Annotated in this window: 16 protein-coding genes; 8 read left to right on the forward strand and 8 right to left on the reverse strand. The window is 69.6% G+C overall.

Going from position 1 to position 16,090, the window contains the following annotated elements; translation table 11 throughout:
• Positions 1–135 precede the first annotated feature (135 nt).
• The gene (locus tag BLV39_RS19995) at positions 136–1,461 is read left to right on the forward strand and encodes an MFS transporter (protein ID WP_090794641.1); all 1,326 of its coding nucleotides are present in this window, start codon (positions 136–138) and stop codon (positions 1,459–1,461) included.
• 45 nt (positions 1,462–1,506) lie between these two features.
• Here BLV39_RS19995 and BLV39_RS20000 read toward each other — a convergent pair whose 3' ends face one another.
• The 3 genes from BLV39_RS20000 to BLV39_RS20010 are packed head-to-tail and all read right to left on the reverse strand — an operon-like array spanning position 1,507 to position 3,772.
• Positions 1,507–2,502: an ABC-2 transporter permease gene (locus BLV39_RS20000; RefSeq protein ID WP_090794643.1), complete on the reverse strand. Its 996-nt coding sequence runs from the start codon at positions 2,500–2,502 to the stop codon at positions 1,507–1,509.
• The gene (locus BLV39_RS20005) at positions 2,499–3,389 is read right to left on the reverse strand and encodes an ABC transporter ATP-binding protein (protein ID WP_090794646.1); all 891 of its coding nucleotides are present in this window, start codon (positions 3,387–3,389) and stop codon (positions 2,499–2,501) included. Before BLV39_RS20005 ends, BLV39_RS20000 begins: the two co-directional genes overlap by 4 nt.
• A complete protein-coding gene (locus BLV39_RS20010) occupies positions 3,386–3,772 on the reverse strand; it encodes a GntR family transcriptional regulator (RefSeq protein ID WP_090794648.1) in 387 nt (128 codons plus the stop codon). The genes BLV39_RS20005 and BLV39_RS20010 overlap by 4 nt, the downstream gene beginning before the upstream one ends.
• Before the next feature lie 147 nt (positions 3,773–3,919).
• Between BLV39_RS20010 and BLV39_RS20015 the strand changes: the two genes are divergently transcribed.
• The 3 genes from BLV39_RS20015 to BLV39_RS20025 all read left to right on the forward strand — a co-directional run bounded on the left by BLV39_RS20015 (position 3,920) and on the right by BLV39_RS20025 (position 6,405).
• On the forward strand, positions 3,920–4,120 hold the full coding sequence (locus BLV39_RS20015; protein WP_090794649.1) for a DUF3046 domain-containing protein: 201 nt from the start codon (positions 3,920–3,922) through the stop codon (positions 4,118–4,120).
• Between the two features lie 171 nt (positions 4,121–4,291).
• On the forward strand, positions 4,292–5,344 hold the full coding sequence (gene recA, locus BLV39_RS20020; protein WP_090794651.1) for a recombinase RecA: 1,053 nt from the start codon (positions 4,292–4,294) through the stop codon (positions 5,342–5,344).
• Positions 5,345–5,850: 506 nt separating this feature from the next.
• Positions 5,851–6,405 carry a regulatory protein RecX gene (locus tag BLV39_RS20025; RefSeq protein WP_090797572.1) on the forward strand — a complete coding sequence of 185 codons (555 nt, stop codon included), beginning with the start codon at positions 5,851–5,853 and terminating at the stop codon, positions 6,403–6,405.
• Positions 6,406–6,986: 581 nt separating this feature from the next.
• Here the strand turns inward: BLV39_RS20025 and BLV39_RS20030 are convergent.
• Positions 6,987–7,457 carry an NUDIX hydrolase gene (locus tag BLV39_RS20030; protein WP_090794653.1) on the reverse strand — a complete coding sequence of 157 codons (471 nt, stop codon included), beginning with the start codon at positions 7,455–7,457 and terminating at the stop codon, positions 6,987–6,989.
• Between the two features lie 557 nt (positions 7,458–8,014).
• On the opposite strand from BLV39_RS20030, the gene rny reads away from it, so the two are divergent.
• Together rny and BLV39_RS20040 are read left to right on the forward strand one after the other, a co-directional pair.
• Positions 8,015–9,790, forward strand: a complete 1,776-nt coding sequence (gene rny, locus BLV39_RS20035) for a ribonuclease Y (RefSeq protein ID WP_090794654.1) — start codon at positions 8,015–8,017, stop codon at positions 9,788–9,790.
• Positions 9,791–10,095: 305 nt separating this feature from the next.
• Positions 10,096–10,476 (forward strand): VOC family protein, encoded by a 381-nt coding sequence (locus BLV39_RS20040; protein ID WP_090794657.1) that lies wholly within the window; start codon positions 10,096–10,098, stop codon positions 10,474–10,476.
• A 45-nt stretch (positions 10,477–10,521) separates the two neighbouring features.
• Here BLV39_RS20040 and BLV39_RS20045 read toward each other — a convergent pair whose 3' ends face one another.
• From BLV39_RS20045 to BLV39_RS20060, 4 genes are all read right to left on the reverse strand, one after another.
• Entirely contained in the window at positions 10,522–11,397 is an 876-nt protein-coding gene (locus tag BLV39_RS20045; RefSeq protein WP_090794668.1) for an amino acid ABC transporter permease, read from the reverse strand.
• Positions 11,394–12,068, reverse strand: coding sequence for an amino acid ABC transporter permease (locus BLV39_RS20050; protein WP_090794669.1), 675 nt, complete (start codon positions 12,066–12,068; stop codon positions 11,394–11,396). The genes BLV39_RS20045 and BLV39_RS20050 overlap by 4 nt, the downstream gene beginning before the upstream one ends.
• Before the next feature lie 78 nt (positions 12,069–12,146).
• Positions 12,147–13,025: a glutamate ABC transporter substrate-binding protein gene (locus tag BLV39_RS20055; protein WP_090794671.1), complete on the reverse strand. Its 879-nt coding sequence runs from the start codon at positions 13,023–13,025 to the stop codon at positions 12,147–12,149.
• Between the two features lie 88 nt (positions 13,026–13,113).
• The gene (locus BLV39_RS20060) at positions 13,114–13,872 is read right to left on the reverse strand and encodes an amino acid ABC transporter ATP-binding protein (RefSeq protein ID WP_090794675.1); all 759 of its coding nucleotides are present in this window, start codon (positions 13,870–13,872) and stop codon (positions 13,114–13,116) included.
• Between the two features lie 120 nt (positions 13,873–13,992).
• On the opposite strand from BLV39_RS20060, the gene BLV39_RS20065 reads away from it, so the two are divergent.
• Together BLV39_RS20065 and miaB are read left to right on the forward strand one after the other, a co-directional pair.
• Complete coding sequence (locus BLV39_RS20065) at positions 13,993–14,496, forward strand: hypothetical protein (protein WP_143049817.1); 504 nt, start codon at positions 13,993–13,995, stop codon at positions 14,494–14,496.
• Between the two features lie 29 nt (positions 14,497–14,525).
• Complete coding sequence (gene miaB / locus BLV39_RS20070; protein WP_090794681.1) at positions 14,526–16,013, forward strand: tRNA (N6-isopentenyl adenosine(37)-C2)-methylthiotransferase MiaB; 1,488 nt, start codon at positions 14,526–14,528, stop codon at positions 16,011–16,013.
• Positions 16,014–16,090: the final 77 nt, after the last annotated feature.

Here is a 16,090-nt window from a genome sequence, read left to right on the forward strand (position 1 = left end):
AGTGGCGCGGCTCACCCTTTGGCCGATCATCTGCGGGGTGTGAGGTGCGCTACAGGTCGTAGCTTCCGGTCGTAAGGCCGAAGTGTCCACTTAGGCCCTTACGGTGCGGGTGTGCCGGCAGTTAGCCTGCCGGTCATGGATGTCGTCGCCGTTCAGCGCCATACCGTCCGGCTGCTGTTCGGCACGCAGATCCTCGCCGGCATCGGCACCACGATCGGCATCGCCGTGGGCGCGCTGCTCGCCGCCCGGGTCGGCGGCACCGCCATCTCCGGCCTGGCCTCCAGCATGGTGGTCGTCGGCGCGGCGGCGTTGGCCATCCCGATCAGCAAGATCATGACGGGGTACGGGCGGCGGACCGGCCTCGTGGCCGCGTACACCGTCGGCATCATCGGGTCTGTCCTGGTCGTGGCGGCGACGGTCGCGGACAGCCTGGCGCTGCTGCTGCTCGGTTTCGCCGCCTTCGGCGGCGGCTCGGCAGCCAACCTGCAGGCCCGCTACGCCGCGATCGACCTGGCCACGCCGGACCGCCGGGCGCGCCAACTCGCGCTGATCGTGTGGGCGACCACCCTGGGCGCGGTGGCCGCACCCAACCTCACCTCGCTGGCCGACAGCGGCGGCCGGAGTTTCGGCCTGCCCGCGCTCGCCGGCCCCTTCGTGGCCAGCGCCGTGGTGTTCGCGGTCGCGGCTGTTGTGCTCTTCGCGTTCCTGCGGCCCGACCCCCTGCTGACGGCCCGCGCGCTGGCACCGGCATCGGGCGACCCGCGGGCGGCGACGTCCCGCGACGGCTTCCGCGCCGTCTTCGCCAGCCCGACCGCCCGCCTCGGTGTCGCCGCCGTCGCCGTCGGCCACCTGGTCATGGTCGGTGTGATGTCGATGACCCCGGTGCACATCGACCAGGAACCCGGGCACGCCGACGCCGACGTGCTGCGCATCGTCGGCCTGGTGCTCAGCGTGCACATCGTCGGCATGTACGCGTTCGCGCCGGTGGTCGGCTGGCTCGCCGACCGGCTCGGCCGCCGGGTGCTGGTCCTGGTCGGCGCCGGGGTGCTGGTGTTGGCCTGCGCGGTCGCGGGCACCTCGGGCCACTCGACCACATGGCTGACCGTCGGTCTGTTCCTGCTCGGCCTCGGCTGGTCCGCGACGATGGTGGCGGGTTCGACACTGCTGTCCGAGTCCGTGGCCCTCGAGGTCCGGGCCGCGGCTCAGGGCCTCTCGGACACCCTGATGGGTGTGGCGGGGGCGGCCGCGGGAGCGCTCAGCGGGGTAGTCGTCGGCGTGGCTGGTTATCCAGTTCTCACTCTGCTCGCGGCTACTGCGGTTGTTCCGCTGGTCGCGCTAGCGTTGCGGCCGTTGCCCGCCGGGCCGGCACCTTCTTCCTCCGGCCCGGCTGGGCACTCCTCCACCGACGCGGACCTGGTCGGCCCAGAGCTCGCGGGCCGAGACCTGTCCGGCCCCGCCTGAGACAGGCCCCTGCCCCGACCGTTACCTGCCCGGCCGGGGCTGTGGTCAGGACAGGCGGCGGCGGAGCCACCAGAAGCTGACGATGGCCAGTGCCGCGGCCAGACCGAGGAAGACGGCGGTTTCGGCCAGTTGCAGCGTCCAGTACTGGCTGTCCGGGTGATAGACCACGTTCTGCCGCAGGCCGAGCGAGCCGACCCATTCGGTGCACGAGCCGCTGGGCAAATCTGGGCCACACCGCGTCGGGTCGACCGGCCCCGTGAAGACCTGGCCGGTCGGGGTGATCGGCTGGTTGGTGATCGTCCAGGCATTGGTCACGTCGTTCGGCTCGACCGCCACGGCGCCACTCCGGTCGATCATCAGCGCGTCCAGGTTGCCCATGTCCAGCGCCGGGGTCTCGTGCGTCGCCGGGGCCAGGTGGGTGCGCAGCCACAGCGGCATCGCGGCGACCGCGGCCGTGTAGACCGCCAGCGTTCCGGCCATCGCCGGCACGGTGCGGCGGACCAGCATGCCCGCGGTGACGCCCAGGGTGAAGGCGAAGAGGGCGTACGCGATCGGCACGATGCCCCGGGCGCCGAACACCAGTGGGGTGATCCGGTCGGCCGCCGCGCTGTCGACCCGGCTCGCCCACGCGGTGACCGCCCAGCTCAGCAGCCCCGTCGCGGCGGCCGTGGCCGCACCGATCAGGCCGAGCTTCGTAGCCAGCCAGCGCGTACGCGTGATCGACTGGTTCCAGGCCAGCCGGTGTGTGCCGGCCTCGATCTCGCGGGCGACCAGTGGAGCGCCCCAGAAGATGCCGATCAGCGGTGGTGCCGCGTACATGATGGCCAGGGTCGTGTAGTAAACAGTGCCGCCGGCACTGTTGTAGAACCGGGTCAGGAAGGCTTCGACGGCGTTGCCGCAGTCGCTCTGGCAGGCGGCGACGCTGGCGTACAGGTCGGTGATGGTGCCGCGGCTGACGAGCAGCCCGACAGCCAGCATGGCCAGGGCACCGGCGGTCACGACAGCCGGCGTGCGGAACTGGCGCCAGGTGAACCAGATCATCGGGCGGTCTCCAACTCGGGCCGGTGCGCTGCCACGGAGCGCGACAGATAGGCCAGGACGAGGTCTTCGAGGGTGAGCTGTTCAACGGTCAGCGAGGGGTCCTCGACCGGCACGAGGCTGCGCACGATGAACGTGGACTGCCGCTCGGTGTGGCTGTGCTCGATCGCCTCGGCGCCGGCGGGCAGGTCGGCGGCGTCGCGACGGGCGCCGGTCAACCGGTAGTGGCTGCCCATGAGCTCGTCGATGTCGCCTGCGACGCGCACCCGGGAGTCGGTCAGCACGATCACGTAGTCGCAGACCCGCTCCAGGTCGGACACCAGATGTGAGGAGAGGATCACGCTGGACCGGTGCTCGGCGGTGTGCGCCATCAGGCCGCGCATGAACTCGCGCCGGGCGATCGGGTCGAGGCTGGCCACCGGCTCGTCGAGGATGAGCAGCTCGGGCCGCTTCGCCACGGCCATGGTCAGCGCGAGCTGGGCCCGTTGGCCACCGGAGAGCCGGCCCGCCTTCTGGCTCGGGTCCAGGCCGAGCTCGGCGATCCGCGCGTCGGCCAGCGCCTGATCCCAGCTCGGGTTGGTGCGCGCGCCGAACCGCAGATGGTCTTTGACGGACAGATTGGCGTACGTGGGTGCGTCCTGCGCCACGAAACCGACCTTGGCGAGCTGGGCCGGGCCGTCGCCGGGACGGCCGCCGAGCACGGTGATCCGGCCGGCGGTCGGGGTGAGCATCCCGACGGCGAGCTGGAGCAGGGTCGTCTTGCCGGCACCGTTCGGGCCGACCAGCCCGACGACGCGGCCGGGCGGGATGTCCAGGGTGCAGTCGGCCAACGCGACGCGCCGCCCGTACCGCTTGGTCAGGCCGTCAGCCTGCAACACCACCTCAGTCATGCTGACTCCTGTAACTGGATGCGGAAGGTGGTCGCGAACAGCGCCTCGATGCTTTCCGGGTCGAGCCCGGCCGCCTGTGCCCGGCGCAGCCAGGCCCGCAGCTCCACGCGCAGCGGCTCGACCGCGCCGGCCTCTTCGTTGAGGGTGCGGGCCACGAAGGTGCCGACTCCGGGGCGGGCGGTGACGAGGCCCTCGTACTCCAGCTCGCGGTAGGCCTTGAGCACCGTGTTCGGGTTGATCGCGACCTTGGCGACCACGTCTTTGATCGTCGGGAGCCGGTCACCCTCACGCAGCAACCCGAGGCGCAGGGCCTGCCGCACCTGCTGGATCAGCTGCATGTAGGGCGCGACGCCGGAGCGACCGTCCAGATGAAACTCGATCATGGTTACCGCATTTCTCTAGTTTCATAGGACTATAGAGCGCGGCCCTTGTGCGGCGTCAAGGCTCGCGGTGCGCAGGGTTACCTGTGTGTCGGGCTGGCGGCGTACCGTTTCGGTTCGGACTTTGGTTTCTGAAGGGGTGCTGCGACTGTGCGGTTGACGGATTTCTGGACGCGGCTCGAGCAGACGTTCGGGCCGGGGTACGCGGCCAGCATCGCCGCCGACCAGGTGCTGCCCCAGCTCGGTGGGCGCACCATCGAGCAGGCGTTGGACGCCGGGATCGAGACGGTCGTCGTGTGGCGGGCCGTGGTCGCCGCCTACCCGGACCGAGTGCCGGCGCGGTTGCACTGAGCCTTTCGCCTTTGCGGCGTGTCGGCCCGCGCCTAGAACACCTGTTCGGCTATTGTCCACAGCTGGCGGTTATCCACAGGCGCGGCACGGCGGCTGTTTTCTGTCATACCCAGCGCCTAGGTTGTCCGCGTGACGAAGAGTTCAAAGATGCCGGCGAAGGCAGGGGTGGCAATGGCAGCAGTGCCTGATCGGGACAAGGCGCTAGACCTTGCTCTCGCGCAGATTGACAAGCAGTTCGGCAAGGGCTCGGTGATGCGGCTGGGGGAGCGGCCTGTCATCCAGATGGCGGTGATCCCGACCGGGTCCATCGCACTCGACGTGGCGCTCGGCGTCGGCGGTCTGCCGCGCGGTCGAGTCGTCGAGGTGTTCGGGCCGGAGTCCTCCGGCAAGACGACCGTGGCGCTGCACGCCGTGGCCAATGCCCAGCGGGCGGGTGGCATCGCGGCGTTCATCGACGCGGAGCACGCGCTCGACCCCGACTATGCCAGGGCGCTCGGTGTCGACACCGACGCGCTGCTGGTGTCCCAGCCCGACACCGGTGAGCAGGCGCTCGAGATCGCCGACATGCTGATCCGCTCCGGCGCGATCGCCATCATCGTCATCGACTCGGTCGCGGCCCTCGTGCCGCGCGCCGAGATCGAGGGCGAGATGGGCGACAGCCACGTGGGTCTGCAGGCCCGGCTGATGAGCCAGGCGCTGCGCAAGATCACCGGTATCCTCAACAACTCAGGCACGACCGCGATCTTCATCAACCAGCTCCGCGAGAAGATCGGCGTGATGTTCGGCAGCCCGGAGACCACGACCGGTGGCCGGGCGCTGAAGTTCTACTCGTCGGTGCGCCTCGACGTGCGACGCATCGAAAGCCTCAAGGACGGCACCGACGTGGTCGGCAACCGCACCCGCGTCAAGGTCGTGAAGAACAAGGTCGCGGCGCCGTTCAAGCAGGCCGAGTTCGACATCATGTACGGCAAGGGCATCTCCCGCGAGGGCTCCCTGATCGACGTGGGCGTCGAGCAGAACATCATCCGCAAGTCCGGCGCGTGGTACACGTACGACGGCGACCAGCTCGGCCAGGGCAAGGAAAAGGCCCGCGAGTTCCTCAAGGAAAACCCCGACGTAGCCGCCGAGATCGAGAAGAAGATCCTCGAAAAGCTCGGCGTCGGTCAGGGCGCCGGCGCCGGTGACGCGGCTGGCGGCCTCGAGTTGCCGCCGGTCGACTTCTAACCGGCTGACCGGCGATGGCCGGTCGACGCAGGGGTGCCCGTTCCGGCCGAGGCTGGGACGCGGCACCGCCACGTCCTAACACCCGCCCGCGCCGCCCCCAACCGGCGCCCGACGGCGAAACCCAGACGGACCCCTCAGCCGAGTTCCTCTGGCCCGAGGGAGCCGAGACCCTCGGCGACCCTTACGGAGGCCGAGCCGCCGTCCTCGACGACGGTCCCGGATCCACCTCGGCCGCCGAGGGCTCGGCGTTCGGATTTGGCAGCCGTCGTGTGGGCGGCGGGCAAGGCTTCGGGAGCGGTGACGGCTTGGGCACGGGATCTGACTCGGCTGCGGAGGGCTCGGCGTTCGGGGGCGGTGGCCGAGGTCGCCGTCGTGCGGGCGGCGGTCAAGGCTTCGGGGGCGGTGACGGGTCGGGCGGTGCTGGCGGTCGGGGGCGGCGCAGTGGGTTCGGCGCGCCGCGGCGGGTCGTCGCTGAGGGGGAGCCGCCGCCGGCTGACGAGGCGGAGCTGGCGCGGGAGATCTGCCTGCGGCAGCTCGCGGTGCGCCCACGCACCCGTGCCGAGCTCGCCCGCGCCCTGGCCCGCCGGGGCATCTCGGAGGAGACGGCGTCCGGCGTGCTCGACCGCTACGACGAGGTCGGCCTGATCGACGACGCCGCGTTCTCGCGCGCCTGGGTGAGCAGTCGCCACGCGGGCCGGGGCCTGGCCCGCCGAGCGCTGGCCAACGAGCTACGCAAACACGGGGTCGACGCCGACACCGCCGGCGCAGCCCTCGAACAACTAGACGACTCGACCGAGGCCGAAACCGCACGCACCCTGGTCGACCGCAAACTCCGCACGGTCCGCGGCGACCCCGAACAGGTCTTCCGCAGGCTGGTAGGCATGCTGGCCCGCAAGGGCTACGCCCCGGGCGTGGCCATCCGCGCGGTCAAGGACGCCCTGGCAGCACAGAGCGCCGAGGCCGCGGAGTTCGTGGAGCAGGTCGACGTCGACGCCCTGACCGAGGCCCAATCGGCGATGGAAGCCGACGCCGACCTCACCCGCCCGACCGACCAGGACTGACTACTGCACCACCGGGGCCGGAGCCGAACTCATCGGTCGGCTCGGCCGTCGGTGGGTGCCGGGCTGATGCGGCGCGGTCAGCGTTAGCAAGGCGCGCCGCCGCTGCGCGGCGCTATGGCCGTGTCGCTGCGGGCCCGTGTCGCGGCGGGCCCGCGGCGCGGCGGGCCGGCCGGCCGGAACGACGTGGCTACCCAGGCCTGCTGACAGGCCAGTTGCTGAGCACAGGCCGTTGCCGGCGGGCCAGGATCAGCCCGTCAACCAGCGGACCACTCAACACAGCTCTTCGACCTGAGAACTCCGACGCCGGTGCTACTTGACGGTCTCGGACTCTCGGCGCGGATGCCAGGGGGTGCCCTCGGCCTCGCCCGGCGCGTAGTCGACCGCACGGTCATCGCTGCGCCGGCACCGGCGGCGAGGGCGGGAGCCAACCAATCCGCCGACTACCGGCGCTGAACGCATGGCCGAGTGCTGCTGACCAGCCCCGGCTCCAGGTCGATCCCACCGGCGACCCCTGCACATGATCGTGCGGCTCGTCAGGTCAAGCCCGACGCGTCGTGCGGCTAGCAGCGCACGATCACTGGTCACACCGCGAGCCAAGCCTCCGCGAAGGGCGTCAGCGCCAGCGCCAGGCACCGCGCCTGATGTGCCGGCAGCGGCGGCACCTCCGCCGGATCGAACCAACCAACCGCCACCGACTCGTCGTCGTTGACGTGCGCGACCCCCGACACGAGACGACAACGCACGCCGACCGCGACCCAGTACACCTGATCCCCGTTGGGCCCCACCGACAGCGGCAGGGACTCCACGGCCAGCAACCGCTCGACCGCCACCTCGACTCCGGCCTCTTCACGCACCTCACGGATGGCCCCGGCCGCCGGCTGTTCGCCCGGCTCGAGACAGCCGGTCGTCAGCGCCCACTCCCCGGTATCCGACCGTCGCACAAGGAGCACCCGCCCACCCTCGTCCAACACGACCGCGATGACGCCAACGAGCGGAAGCGGTGCGCGACCGACCGCAGCACGCAACGCGACGACGAAGTCCGGTATGGCCACCAGGGCACGCTAACGACCGACCTCAACGGTGACTGTGGACCGTGGCTATGGCACCATCGGGTATCCACGTTGCGCGACCGCGCGACTACCGACACGCCACGTGGATGCTGTTGGCAACTTTAGTTACGGTTCGAAGCGTGTTGAGCAGGTGGTGAGCGCATCCGTGCCCTATGTCCCTCGCCCAGCCGGATCATGAGTCCTTGACCGAACGGCCCCTCGCGACCTAGCCTCGCGTTACAGATTGGATCGCCCGACCATCGCAGGCTAAGCGCACAACATAGATCGCGTAACAAGACGGCATCACTTTTGGCCAGCTACCCGGCCACATACCCCGTTTTCGGACAGGCCGGTCCGATGACGAGGTGATAGCAGCAGCGGCCAACCGGCGGCGCAGAGGCGCACCGTCGGTCGGCTTGACACGGCCACAGCCGCCTCGGTCGGGCGTCCGTACAGCCGCGCTCAGAGCGGGAGGGATACCCCCTCCCTTGCGCCGGACCGGTGAATGGAGGCGTCATGACCGGGCGACACCGGCGATGCCGCGGTAGGGACGTCCTCGCATGAGCCCACTCGACGTCGTACTCCTCTCCGCGGTCATTCTTCTCGCCGCCGCCGTCCTGGTCGGTCTCGTGCTGGGTGCCCGCGCGCTGCGCCGGCTCAACACCCAGCCCATCGGACCCACGCCGGAAGACCCCAGCTACACCGCCGAGCGCGAGCGGCACGAACAGTCGCTGGCGACGCTGCGCACCAAGGCCGAAGAAGTCAGCACCACCGTCGACACCGCGAAGTCCGCTGCCGCCGCCGCGCGCGCCGAGGCCGCCGCCTCCAAGGCCGAAGCGTCCTCCGCCCGGGCCGAGGCGCGCCGGGTGCTCGACACCGCCCGCGCCGAGGCCGACACCGTTCTGGAGCGCGCGCACAAGCAGGCCGAGCAGGACGCGGAACAACTACGCGCCGCCGCCCGCCGCAGCGGTGAACGCGAAGCCGCCATGGTCGCCGCCACCACCAAGGAGCACGCCGCCGACGTCGAGCGGCGCGCGGCCCGGATGGACGAGCGGGAGCGGCTGCACAGCGAAGAGGTCGAGCGGCTCACCGAGCGGGAACGCCGGCTCACCGCCGCCACCGCGGAGCTCACCGAACGCGGCCAGGGGCTGACCGCCCGCGAGGTCGCGATCGCCGAGGCCGAGGAGCAGCGCCGCCGGGAGCTCGAGCGGGTCGCCAACCTGACCGCCGAGGTCGCCCGCACCGAGCTCATCGAGTCGATCGAGGTGCAGGCCAAGCGCGAGGCGGCGATCCTGGTCCGCGACATCGAGGCCGACGCCCGCTCGACCGGTGAGCAGCGTGCCCGGCACATCGTGGTCGAGGCGATCCAGCGGGTCGCCAGCGAGCAGACCGCCGAGAGCGTCGTCAGCGTGCTGCACCTGCCGGGCGACGAGATGAAGGGCCGGATCATCGGCCGCGAGGGCCGCAACATCCGGGCGTTCGAGTCGGTCACCGGCGTCAACCTGATCATCGACGACACACCCGAGGCCGTACTCCTGTCGTGCTTCGACCCGGTCCGCCGCGAAATCGGCCGGCTCACCCTGGAGAAGCTGGTCCTCGACGGCCGGATCCACCCGCACCGCATCGAGGAGGTCTTCGAGTCCGCCAAGCAGGAGGTCGAACGCCTCTGCCAGCGGGCCGCCGAGGACGCCCTCGTCGAGGTCGGCATCACCGAGATCCACCCGGAGCTGGTCACGCTGCTCGGCCGGTTGCGCTACCGCACCAGCTACGGGCAGAACGTGCTCAAGCACCTGGTCGAAACAGCGCACATCGCCGGCATCATGGCCGCGGAGCTACGCCTGGACGCACCGCTGATCAAGCGCGGAGCCTTCCTGCACGACATCGGCAAGGCACTCACGCACGAGGTCGAAGGCAGCCACGCCCTGATCGGCGCCGACCTGGCCCGCAAATACGGCGAGTCCGACGAGGTAGTGCACGCGATCGAGGCACACCACAACGAAGTCCAGCCGCAGACCATCGAAGCGGTACTCACCCAGGCCTCCGACGCCTGCTCCGGCGGCCGCCCCGGCGCGCGCCGCGAAAGCCTGGAGGCCTACGTCAAGCGCCTCGAGCGCATCGAGGAGATCGCGGGCGGCAAGACCGGCGTCGAGAAGGTCTTCGCGATGCAGGCAGGCCGCGAGATCCGCGTCATGGTCAAGCCCGACGACGTCGACGACATCGGCGCCGCCGTCCTCGCCCGCGACGTCGCCAAGCAAATCGAAGAAGAACTCACCTACCCCGGCCAGATCAGGGTGACGGTCGTGCGCGAGTCGCGGGTTACCGAGATCGCCAGGTAAGGGATCAACCCAACCCTTTAGAAGCTGTGCTCCCGGGTTCGTCGGGGGCACGACCGTCGCTCCCGCCGGGGACCGGCCGAGGGCCAAACCCGGGCCCTCGCCCTGCCAGGCCCGCGAAACGCATTCCCAAAGCCGCAAGGCCACGCCTGGCGCTACGAAGCGGCTTACTGCGTCGACCAGGTGGCGGTCACCAGCAACGGCTCGGCCCGGAACTGTCTCGCTCGGGATCGGCCCGTCGCGTACCGTCGCCGATTGTTTCCCGCCGGGAGCCCTCGGCGGAGTCCCGGATCGAGAGCAGGTTTGTGATGGCGGCTCGGATCAGTGAGCTCGTGCTCAGTTGCCGCGAACCTGAGGTGCTGGCGCGGTTCTGGTGCGAGGTCCTGGACTTCGTCGTGCTCGATCGCGAGGACGACGGCTCGGTGGAGATCGGGCCGCGGGAAGGGTTCGGTGGTGCGCAGCCGACGATCATCCTCAGTCGCCAGGACGAGCCGGTGAAGGGGACATCCCGGCTGCACATCGACGTGAACCCCACCGACCGCGATCAGGACGCCGAGCTCGAACGATTGCTGGGGCTCGGTGCGCGCCCGGCCGACGTCGGTCAGACGGGTGACGAGCCTTGGCATGTCCTGGCCGACCCCGAAGGCAACGAGTTCTGCCTGCTCAAGGCCCGGCTCAACCCACTCTGACGCAACGCGCGAGGGTGCGGGCTCGACCCGCACCCCGACCGAGGCTTACGCGCCCGCGGCCGCGCCGCCGCCGCCCATGGCCGCGCCTGGGTCGATGGCGCGGGGCCTGATGCCGCGGCGTTGGCTGCGGCGGTCCAGATAGTTGGCCAGCGAGGTCAGGGCGAAGTTCACGATGATGTAGATGACCGCCACCACGATCGCCGCCGCGACCACGTTGCCGTAGTTGGCCGACAGGACGTTGACGCCCAGTTGGAGCAGTTCCGGGTACGAGACGATGTAACCCAGCGCGGTGTCCTTCAGCAGCACCACGAGCTGGCTGACGATCACCGGGAGCATCGCGCGGGCCGCCTGGGGGACCAGGATGTGCCGCATCACGAGGCTCTTGCGCATGCCGACCGCGTACGCCGCCTCGGATTGGCCCCTCGGCACCGAGTAGACACCGGCGCGGAATGCCTCTGCCAGCACCGATCCGTTGTAGAGGGTCAGGCCGATGACCACGGACCAGAACGGCGGGACGGGCTTCTGGATCAGGAACGGCACGCCGTACGAGATGAAGAAGATCATCAGGAGCAGCGGGACCGCGCGGAAGAACTCGACCACGATGCCGGCCGGGACGCTGATCCAGCGGTGTTCCGAGAGGCGGCCGACGGAGAAGATCAGGCCGAACGCCAGCGCGAACACCATCGCCGTCGCGGCCGCCTTCAGCGTGCCCTCGATGCCCGGGATGATGAAGTTGTTCCAGGTGGCCGCCTTGAGGAACGGCTCCCAGAGGATCGCCGCGAACTGGCCCTTCTCGTCGAACTTGCGGTAGACCCAGTAGAGCACCGCGAGGATCAGCAGACCGAAGACGACGGTCAGAGCCAGGTTGCGAATCCGAGCCCGCGGGCCGGGGTGGTCGTAGAGAACCGGGTTGCCGCTCAACGCTTCACCGCCAGTCGGTTGGCCAGCCAGCCGAACAGGTAGCCGACGGGGATCAGCACGGCAGCGAACGTGCCGGCGAAGACCAAGAAGATCAGGATGACCTGGTCACCGTTGTCGTTGATCAGCTGCTTCATGATGTTGCTGGCTTCGAGCAGGCCGATCGTGCCGACGATGGTGGTGTTCTTGCAGAGCGCGATCAGCACGCTCCCCAGTGGCGCGATCACCGCGCGGGCGGCCTGGGGGAGCACCACGATCCGCAGGGTCTGCGAGAACGTCAGTCCGATGGCCCGCGCCGCCTCGGCCTGGCCGGCGGGCACCGTGTTGATGCCCGAGCGCAGCGCCTCGCAGACGAACGCGGCCGTGTAGACCGAGAGGCCGATCACGCCGAGCCAGAAGTTGTTGAGGTCGATGTCGTCACTCAACGAGATGCTCAGGGTGGCGTACAGGCCGAAGTAGCAGAAGAAGATGATCAGCGTGAGCGGGGTGTTTCGGAAGATGTTGACCCACGCGGCGCCGAACCAGCGCAGCACCGGCACCGGCGAGACTCGCATCGCGGCGAGCAGTACGCCGAGGACCAGGGCCAGCACCGCCGACGCACCGGTCATCTTGAGGATCCACATGAACCCCGACACGTACATGTCGAAGTTGGCGGGATCGCTGAACACGGGCACGCCCCGCTCCTCCCTCTTCTGGCTCTTACCGCGTACGGGGCCGGCGGCGTGTCCGCCGCCGGCCCCGCGCGTCGCGCGTCAGGCGCAGTTGGTCAGCTTGCTGGTGTCGAGCTCCGGAGCCGCGGTGCCGCTCGCGCCGAGGGTCTTGTCCCACGCCGCCTTGTAGGAACCGTCGGTCGCGGCGGCCTTCAAGATCTCGTTGATCTTGTCGCAGCCGGCCTTGTCGTCCTTCTTGAGGCCGATGCCGTAGGGCTCCTCGGAGAAGGGCTTGCCGACGACCTTGAACTTGCCGGCGTACTGCGACTGCGACGCGTAGCCCGCGAGGATGATGTCGTCGGTGGTCACCGCGTCGACCTGGTTGCCGGCCAGCGCCGTGATGCACTTCGAGTACGAGTCGAAGAGCTGCAGCTTCGCGTCCTTGTAGTTCTCCTGGATCCGCTTGGCCGGGGTCGAGCCGGTCACCGAGCAGACCTTCTTGCCGGCGAGCTGCTCCGGCGCGGTGATCGTCGAGGCGGACGGCACGAGCAGGTCCTGGCCGGCGATGAAGTACGGCCCGCCGAAGTTGACCTTCGTCTTGCGCTCGTCGTTGATGGTGTAGGTCGCGATCACCAGGTCGACGGTGCCCTGCTGGATGTAGGGCTCGCGGTTGGCCGACACCGTGGTCACGTACTGGATGCCGGACTCCTGCAGGCCGAGGCCCTTGGCGATGATCTTCGCGATCTCGATGTCGAAGCCCTCGTAAGCGGTGCCGGTCTGCAGGCCGAGACCCGGCTGGTCGGCCTTGACGCCGATCTTCAGCGAGCCAGACGATGCCTTACCGACCACGCCGGTGGCGGTGTTGCCCGAGCCCGAGCCGGTGCCAGTGCCGGTGCCACTGCCGTCGTCGCTGCCACAGGCTGCCATCGTCAGCGCGAGCACGGCGGCCGCGGCGGTGGCCGCAACGCGCGTCATCCGCATGTACTTCTCCTTCTTGTGAAGGAGACCCGGCGCCGGTGCGGCCGGATCCCTTGGTGTGCAGGATCGTGATTTCGCAGAACGTGTGAGGTCAGTGCGTAAGGATCTTGGAAAGAAAGTCCTTGGCCCGGTCACTGCGCGGGTTGGCGAAGAACTCGCCAGGTTCGGCCTGCTCGACGAGCTGACCGTCGGCCATGAATACCACGCGGTTGGCCGCATGCCGCGCGAAACCCATCTCATGGGTGACGACGACCATCGTCATGCCGTCACGGGCGAGGGACGTCATGACGTCGAGGACCTCGCCGACCATTTCGGGGTCGAGGGCGCTGGTCGGCTCGTCGAAGAGCATCGCCTTGGGCTGCATCGCCAGCGCTCGCGCGATCGCCGCGCGCTGCTGCTGGCCGCCGGAGAGCTGGGCCGGGTATTTGTCGGCCTGGTTGGCGATGCCAACCCGTTCGAGCAGCGCGAGCCCGCGCTTGCGTGCCTCTTCCGGCTTTTCCTTGCGCACCTTGATCGGACCCAGGGTCACGTTCTGCAGGATCGTCTTGTGCGCGAAGAGGTTGAAGGACTGGAACACCATGCCCACGTCGCTGCGCAGGCGCGCCAGTGCGCGGCCCTCGGCGGGCAGCGTGTTGCCGTCGAACGTGATCTGACCGGAGTTGATGGTCTCCAGTCGGTTGATCGCGCGACAGAGGGTCGACTTGCCCGAACCCGACGGTCCGATCACGACAACTACTTCGCCACGTCCGACCGACAGGTCGACGTCGCGTAGAACGTGCAGGTCGCCGAAGAACTTGTTGACCTTGTCGAGCACGATCAGCGGCTCCTGCGACGCGTTACTCGCGACCATCGACCCCTCCCTCTGGATGCAGCCACTCTAAGGGTGACGATGTGCCAGGACGGGTCTCGAACGGTCACGGAGCGGTAACGCGGCAGACGTGCGTGCCCGCAGGCAGGCACGATCATTGGTATGGCGATCCCTCCGGTCTTCCCGGTTCAGGGCTCCGCGATGTGGAACTGGTTCGCGGAGGAGCCCCTGACACCTTCCGTGGTCATGCGCGCACTAAGCGTCGTCACTGGTTGTGCTGTCGTTCCATTGGGTGACGACGACCCTCCGGGTGACGCGGTGCTCTGCGACGTGTGGCTCGGCGTCGGCGAGTTTCCCGTCTCCATCGACTGCTACGCGCCACCGTTCGAGGTGGCCGAGCCGGCCGCCGCGGCCGAGGTCGCGGCCCTGCTGCGGCGCCGGGTGCTGCTGGCCGACGACACCCTGATCCCCGACCGGCACATACTGGCGACCAGCGACGGCACGCTGCGACCCGTACACGTGGACGTGGTGGAGACCGACGACGGCGAAGCCCGGACCAACGTGCGGTTGTGCACGGGCCACGACCCGTGGTGCCTCCGCCAGCGGGTGCCCTGCCAGCAGTCGCGGTGGACCCCCGACCGGGTGGTCCCGGGCCTGGCCGCCTGACCTTTCCAGGCGGCTACCCTGTAGGGGTCATGACTACTACAGCGGGCCCTCGCACGTACCAGGTGCGCACATACGGCTGCCAGATGAACGTGCACGACTCCGAGCGGATCTCCGGCCTGCTCGAGGCGGCGGGCTACGTCCGCGCCGAGGCGGATGACGCCGACGTGGTGGTCTTCAACACCTGTGCCGTCCGGGAAAACGCCGACAACCGCCTCTACGGCAACCTCGGCCACCTGCGCCCGACCAAGATCCGCCGGCCCGACATGCAGATCGCGGTCGGCGGCTGCCTCGCCCAGAAGGACCGCGGCGAGATCGTCAAGAAGGCGCCCTGGGTCGACGTCGTCTTCGGCACCCACAACATCGGCTCGCTGCCGACGATGCTGGAGCGTGCCCGGCACAACGCCGAGGCCGAGGTCGAGATCCTCGAGTCGCTCGAGGTCTTCCCGTCGACGCTGCCGGCCCGGCGCGAGTCGACGTACGCCGGCTGGGTCTCGATCTCGGTGGGCTGCAACAACACCTGCACCTTCTGCATCGTGCCGTCGCTGCGCGGCAAGGAGAAGGACCGGCGGCCTGGGGAGATCCTGGCCGAGGTCGAGGCGCTGGTCGCCGAGGGTGTGCTGGAGGTGACGCTGCTCGGGCAGAACGTCAACTCCTACGGCGTCGAGTTCGGCGACAAGCTGGCGTTCGGCAAGCTGCTGCGTTCCACGGGGTCGATCGAGGGCCTGGAGCGGGTTCGGTTCACCAGCCCGCACCCCAAGGACTTCACCGACGACGTGATCGCCGCGATGGCCGAGACGCCCAACGTCTGCCACTCGCTGCACATGCCGTTGCAGTCGGGCTCCGACGCGATCCTGAAGGCGATGCGCCGGTCCTACCGCCAGGAGCGTTACCTCGGGATCATCGACAAGGTACGCGCGGCGATGCCCGATGCGGCGATCACCACCGACATCATCGTGGGCTTCCCGGGCGAGACCGAGGACGACTTCGCGCGCACCCTCGACGTGGTGCGGCAGGCCCGGTTCTCCAGCGCGTTCACCTTCCAGTACTCGCCGCGTCCCGGCACCCCGGCGGCCACAATGGAGGATCAGATCCCCAAGGCCGTGGTGCAGGAGCGTTACGAGCGGCTGATGGTGGCAGTCGAGGAGACCACCTGGGCGGAGAACAAGGCGCTGGTCGGCTCGACCGTCGAGGTGCTCGTCGCAGTCGGTGAGGGCCGCAAGGACGAGCGCACCGGGCGGATGTCCGGCCGGGCCCGCGACGGGCGGCTCGTGCACTTCGCGACCGGTTCGCTGGAGGGCATCCGGCCCGGCGACGTCATCGAGACCGTGGTCAGCTACGCCGCGCCGCACCACCTCAACGCCGACGGTGCGCCGTTGTCGCACCGCCGCACCCGCGCGGGTGACGCGTTCGAGGCCGGTCGGGCGACCCGCACGCCGGGCGTCAGCCTGGGCATGCCTTCCGTGGGTCGGCCTCCGATCCAGCCGCTTCCGGCGGAATCGGCCTGCGCCGCGCAGTGACCGTCTCGACCGGGTCTGCCAGGCCCGCCGTTGCGGTATTTCCGTTCAAGTGCGGAGGTGTGCGCCCGGGGCCAGTC

It is taken from the genome of Asanoa ishikariensis, assembly GCF_900107455.1.
GTDB lineage: Bacteria > Actinomycetota > Actinomycetes > Mycobacteriales > Micromonosporaceae > Asanoa > Asanoa ishikariensis.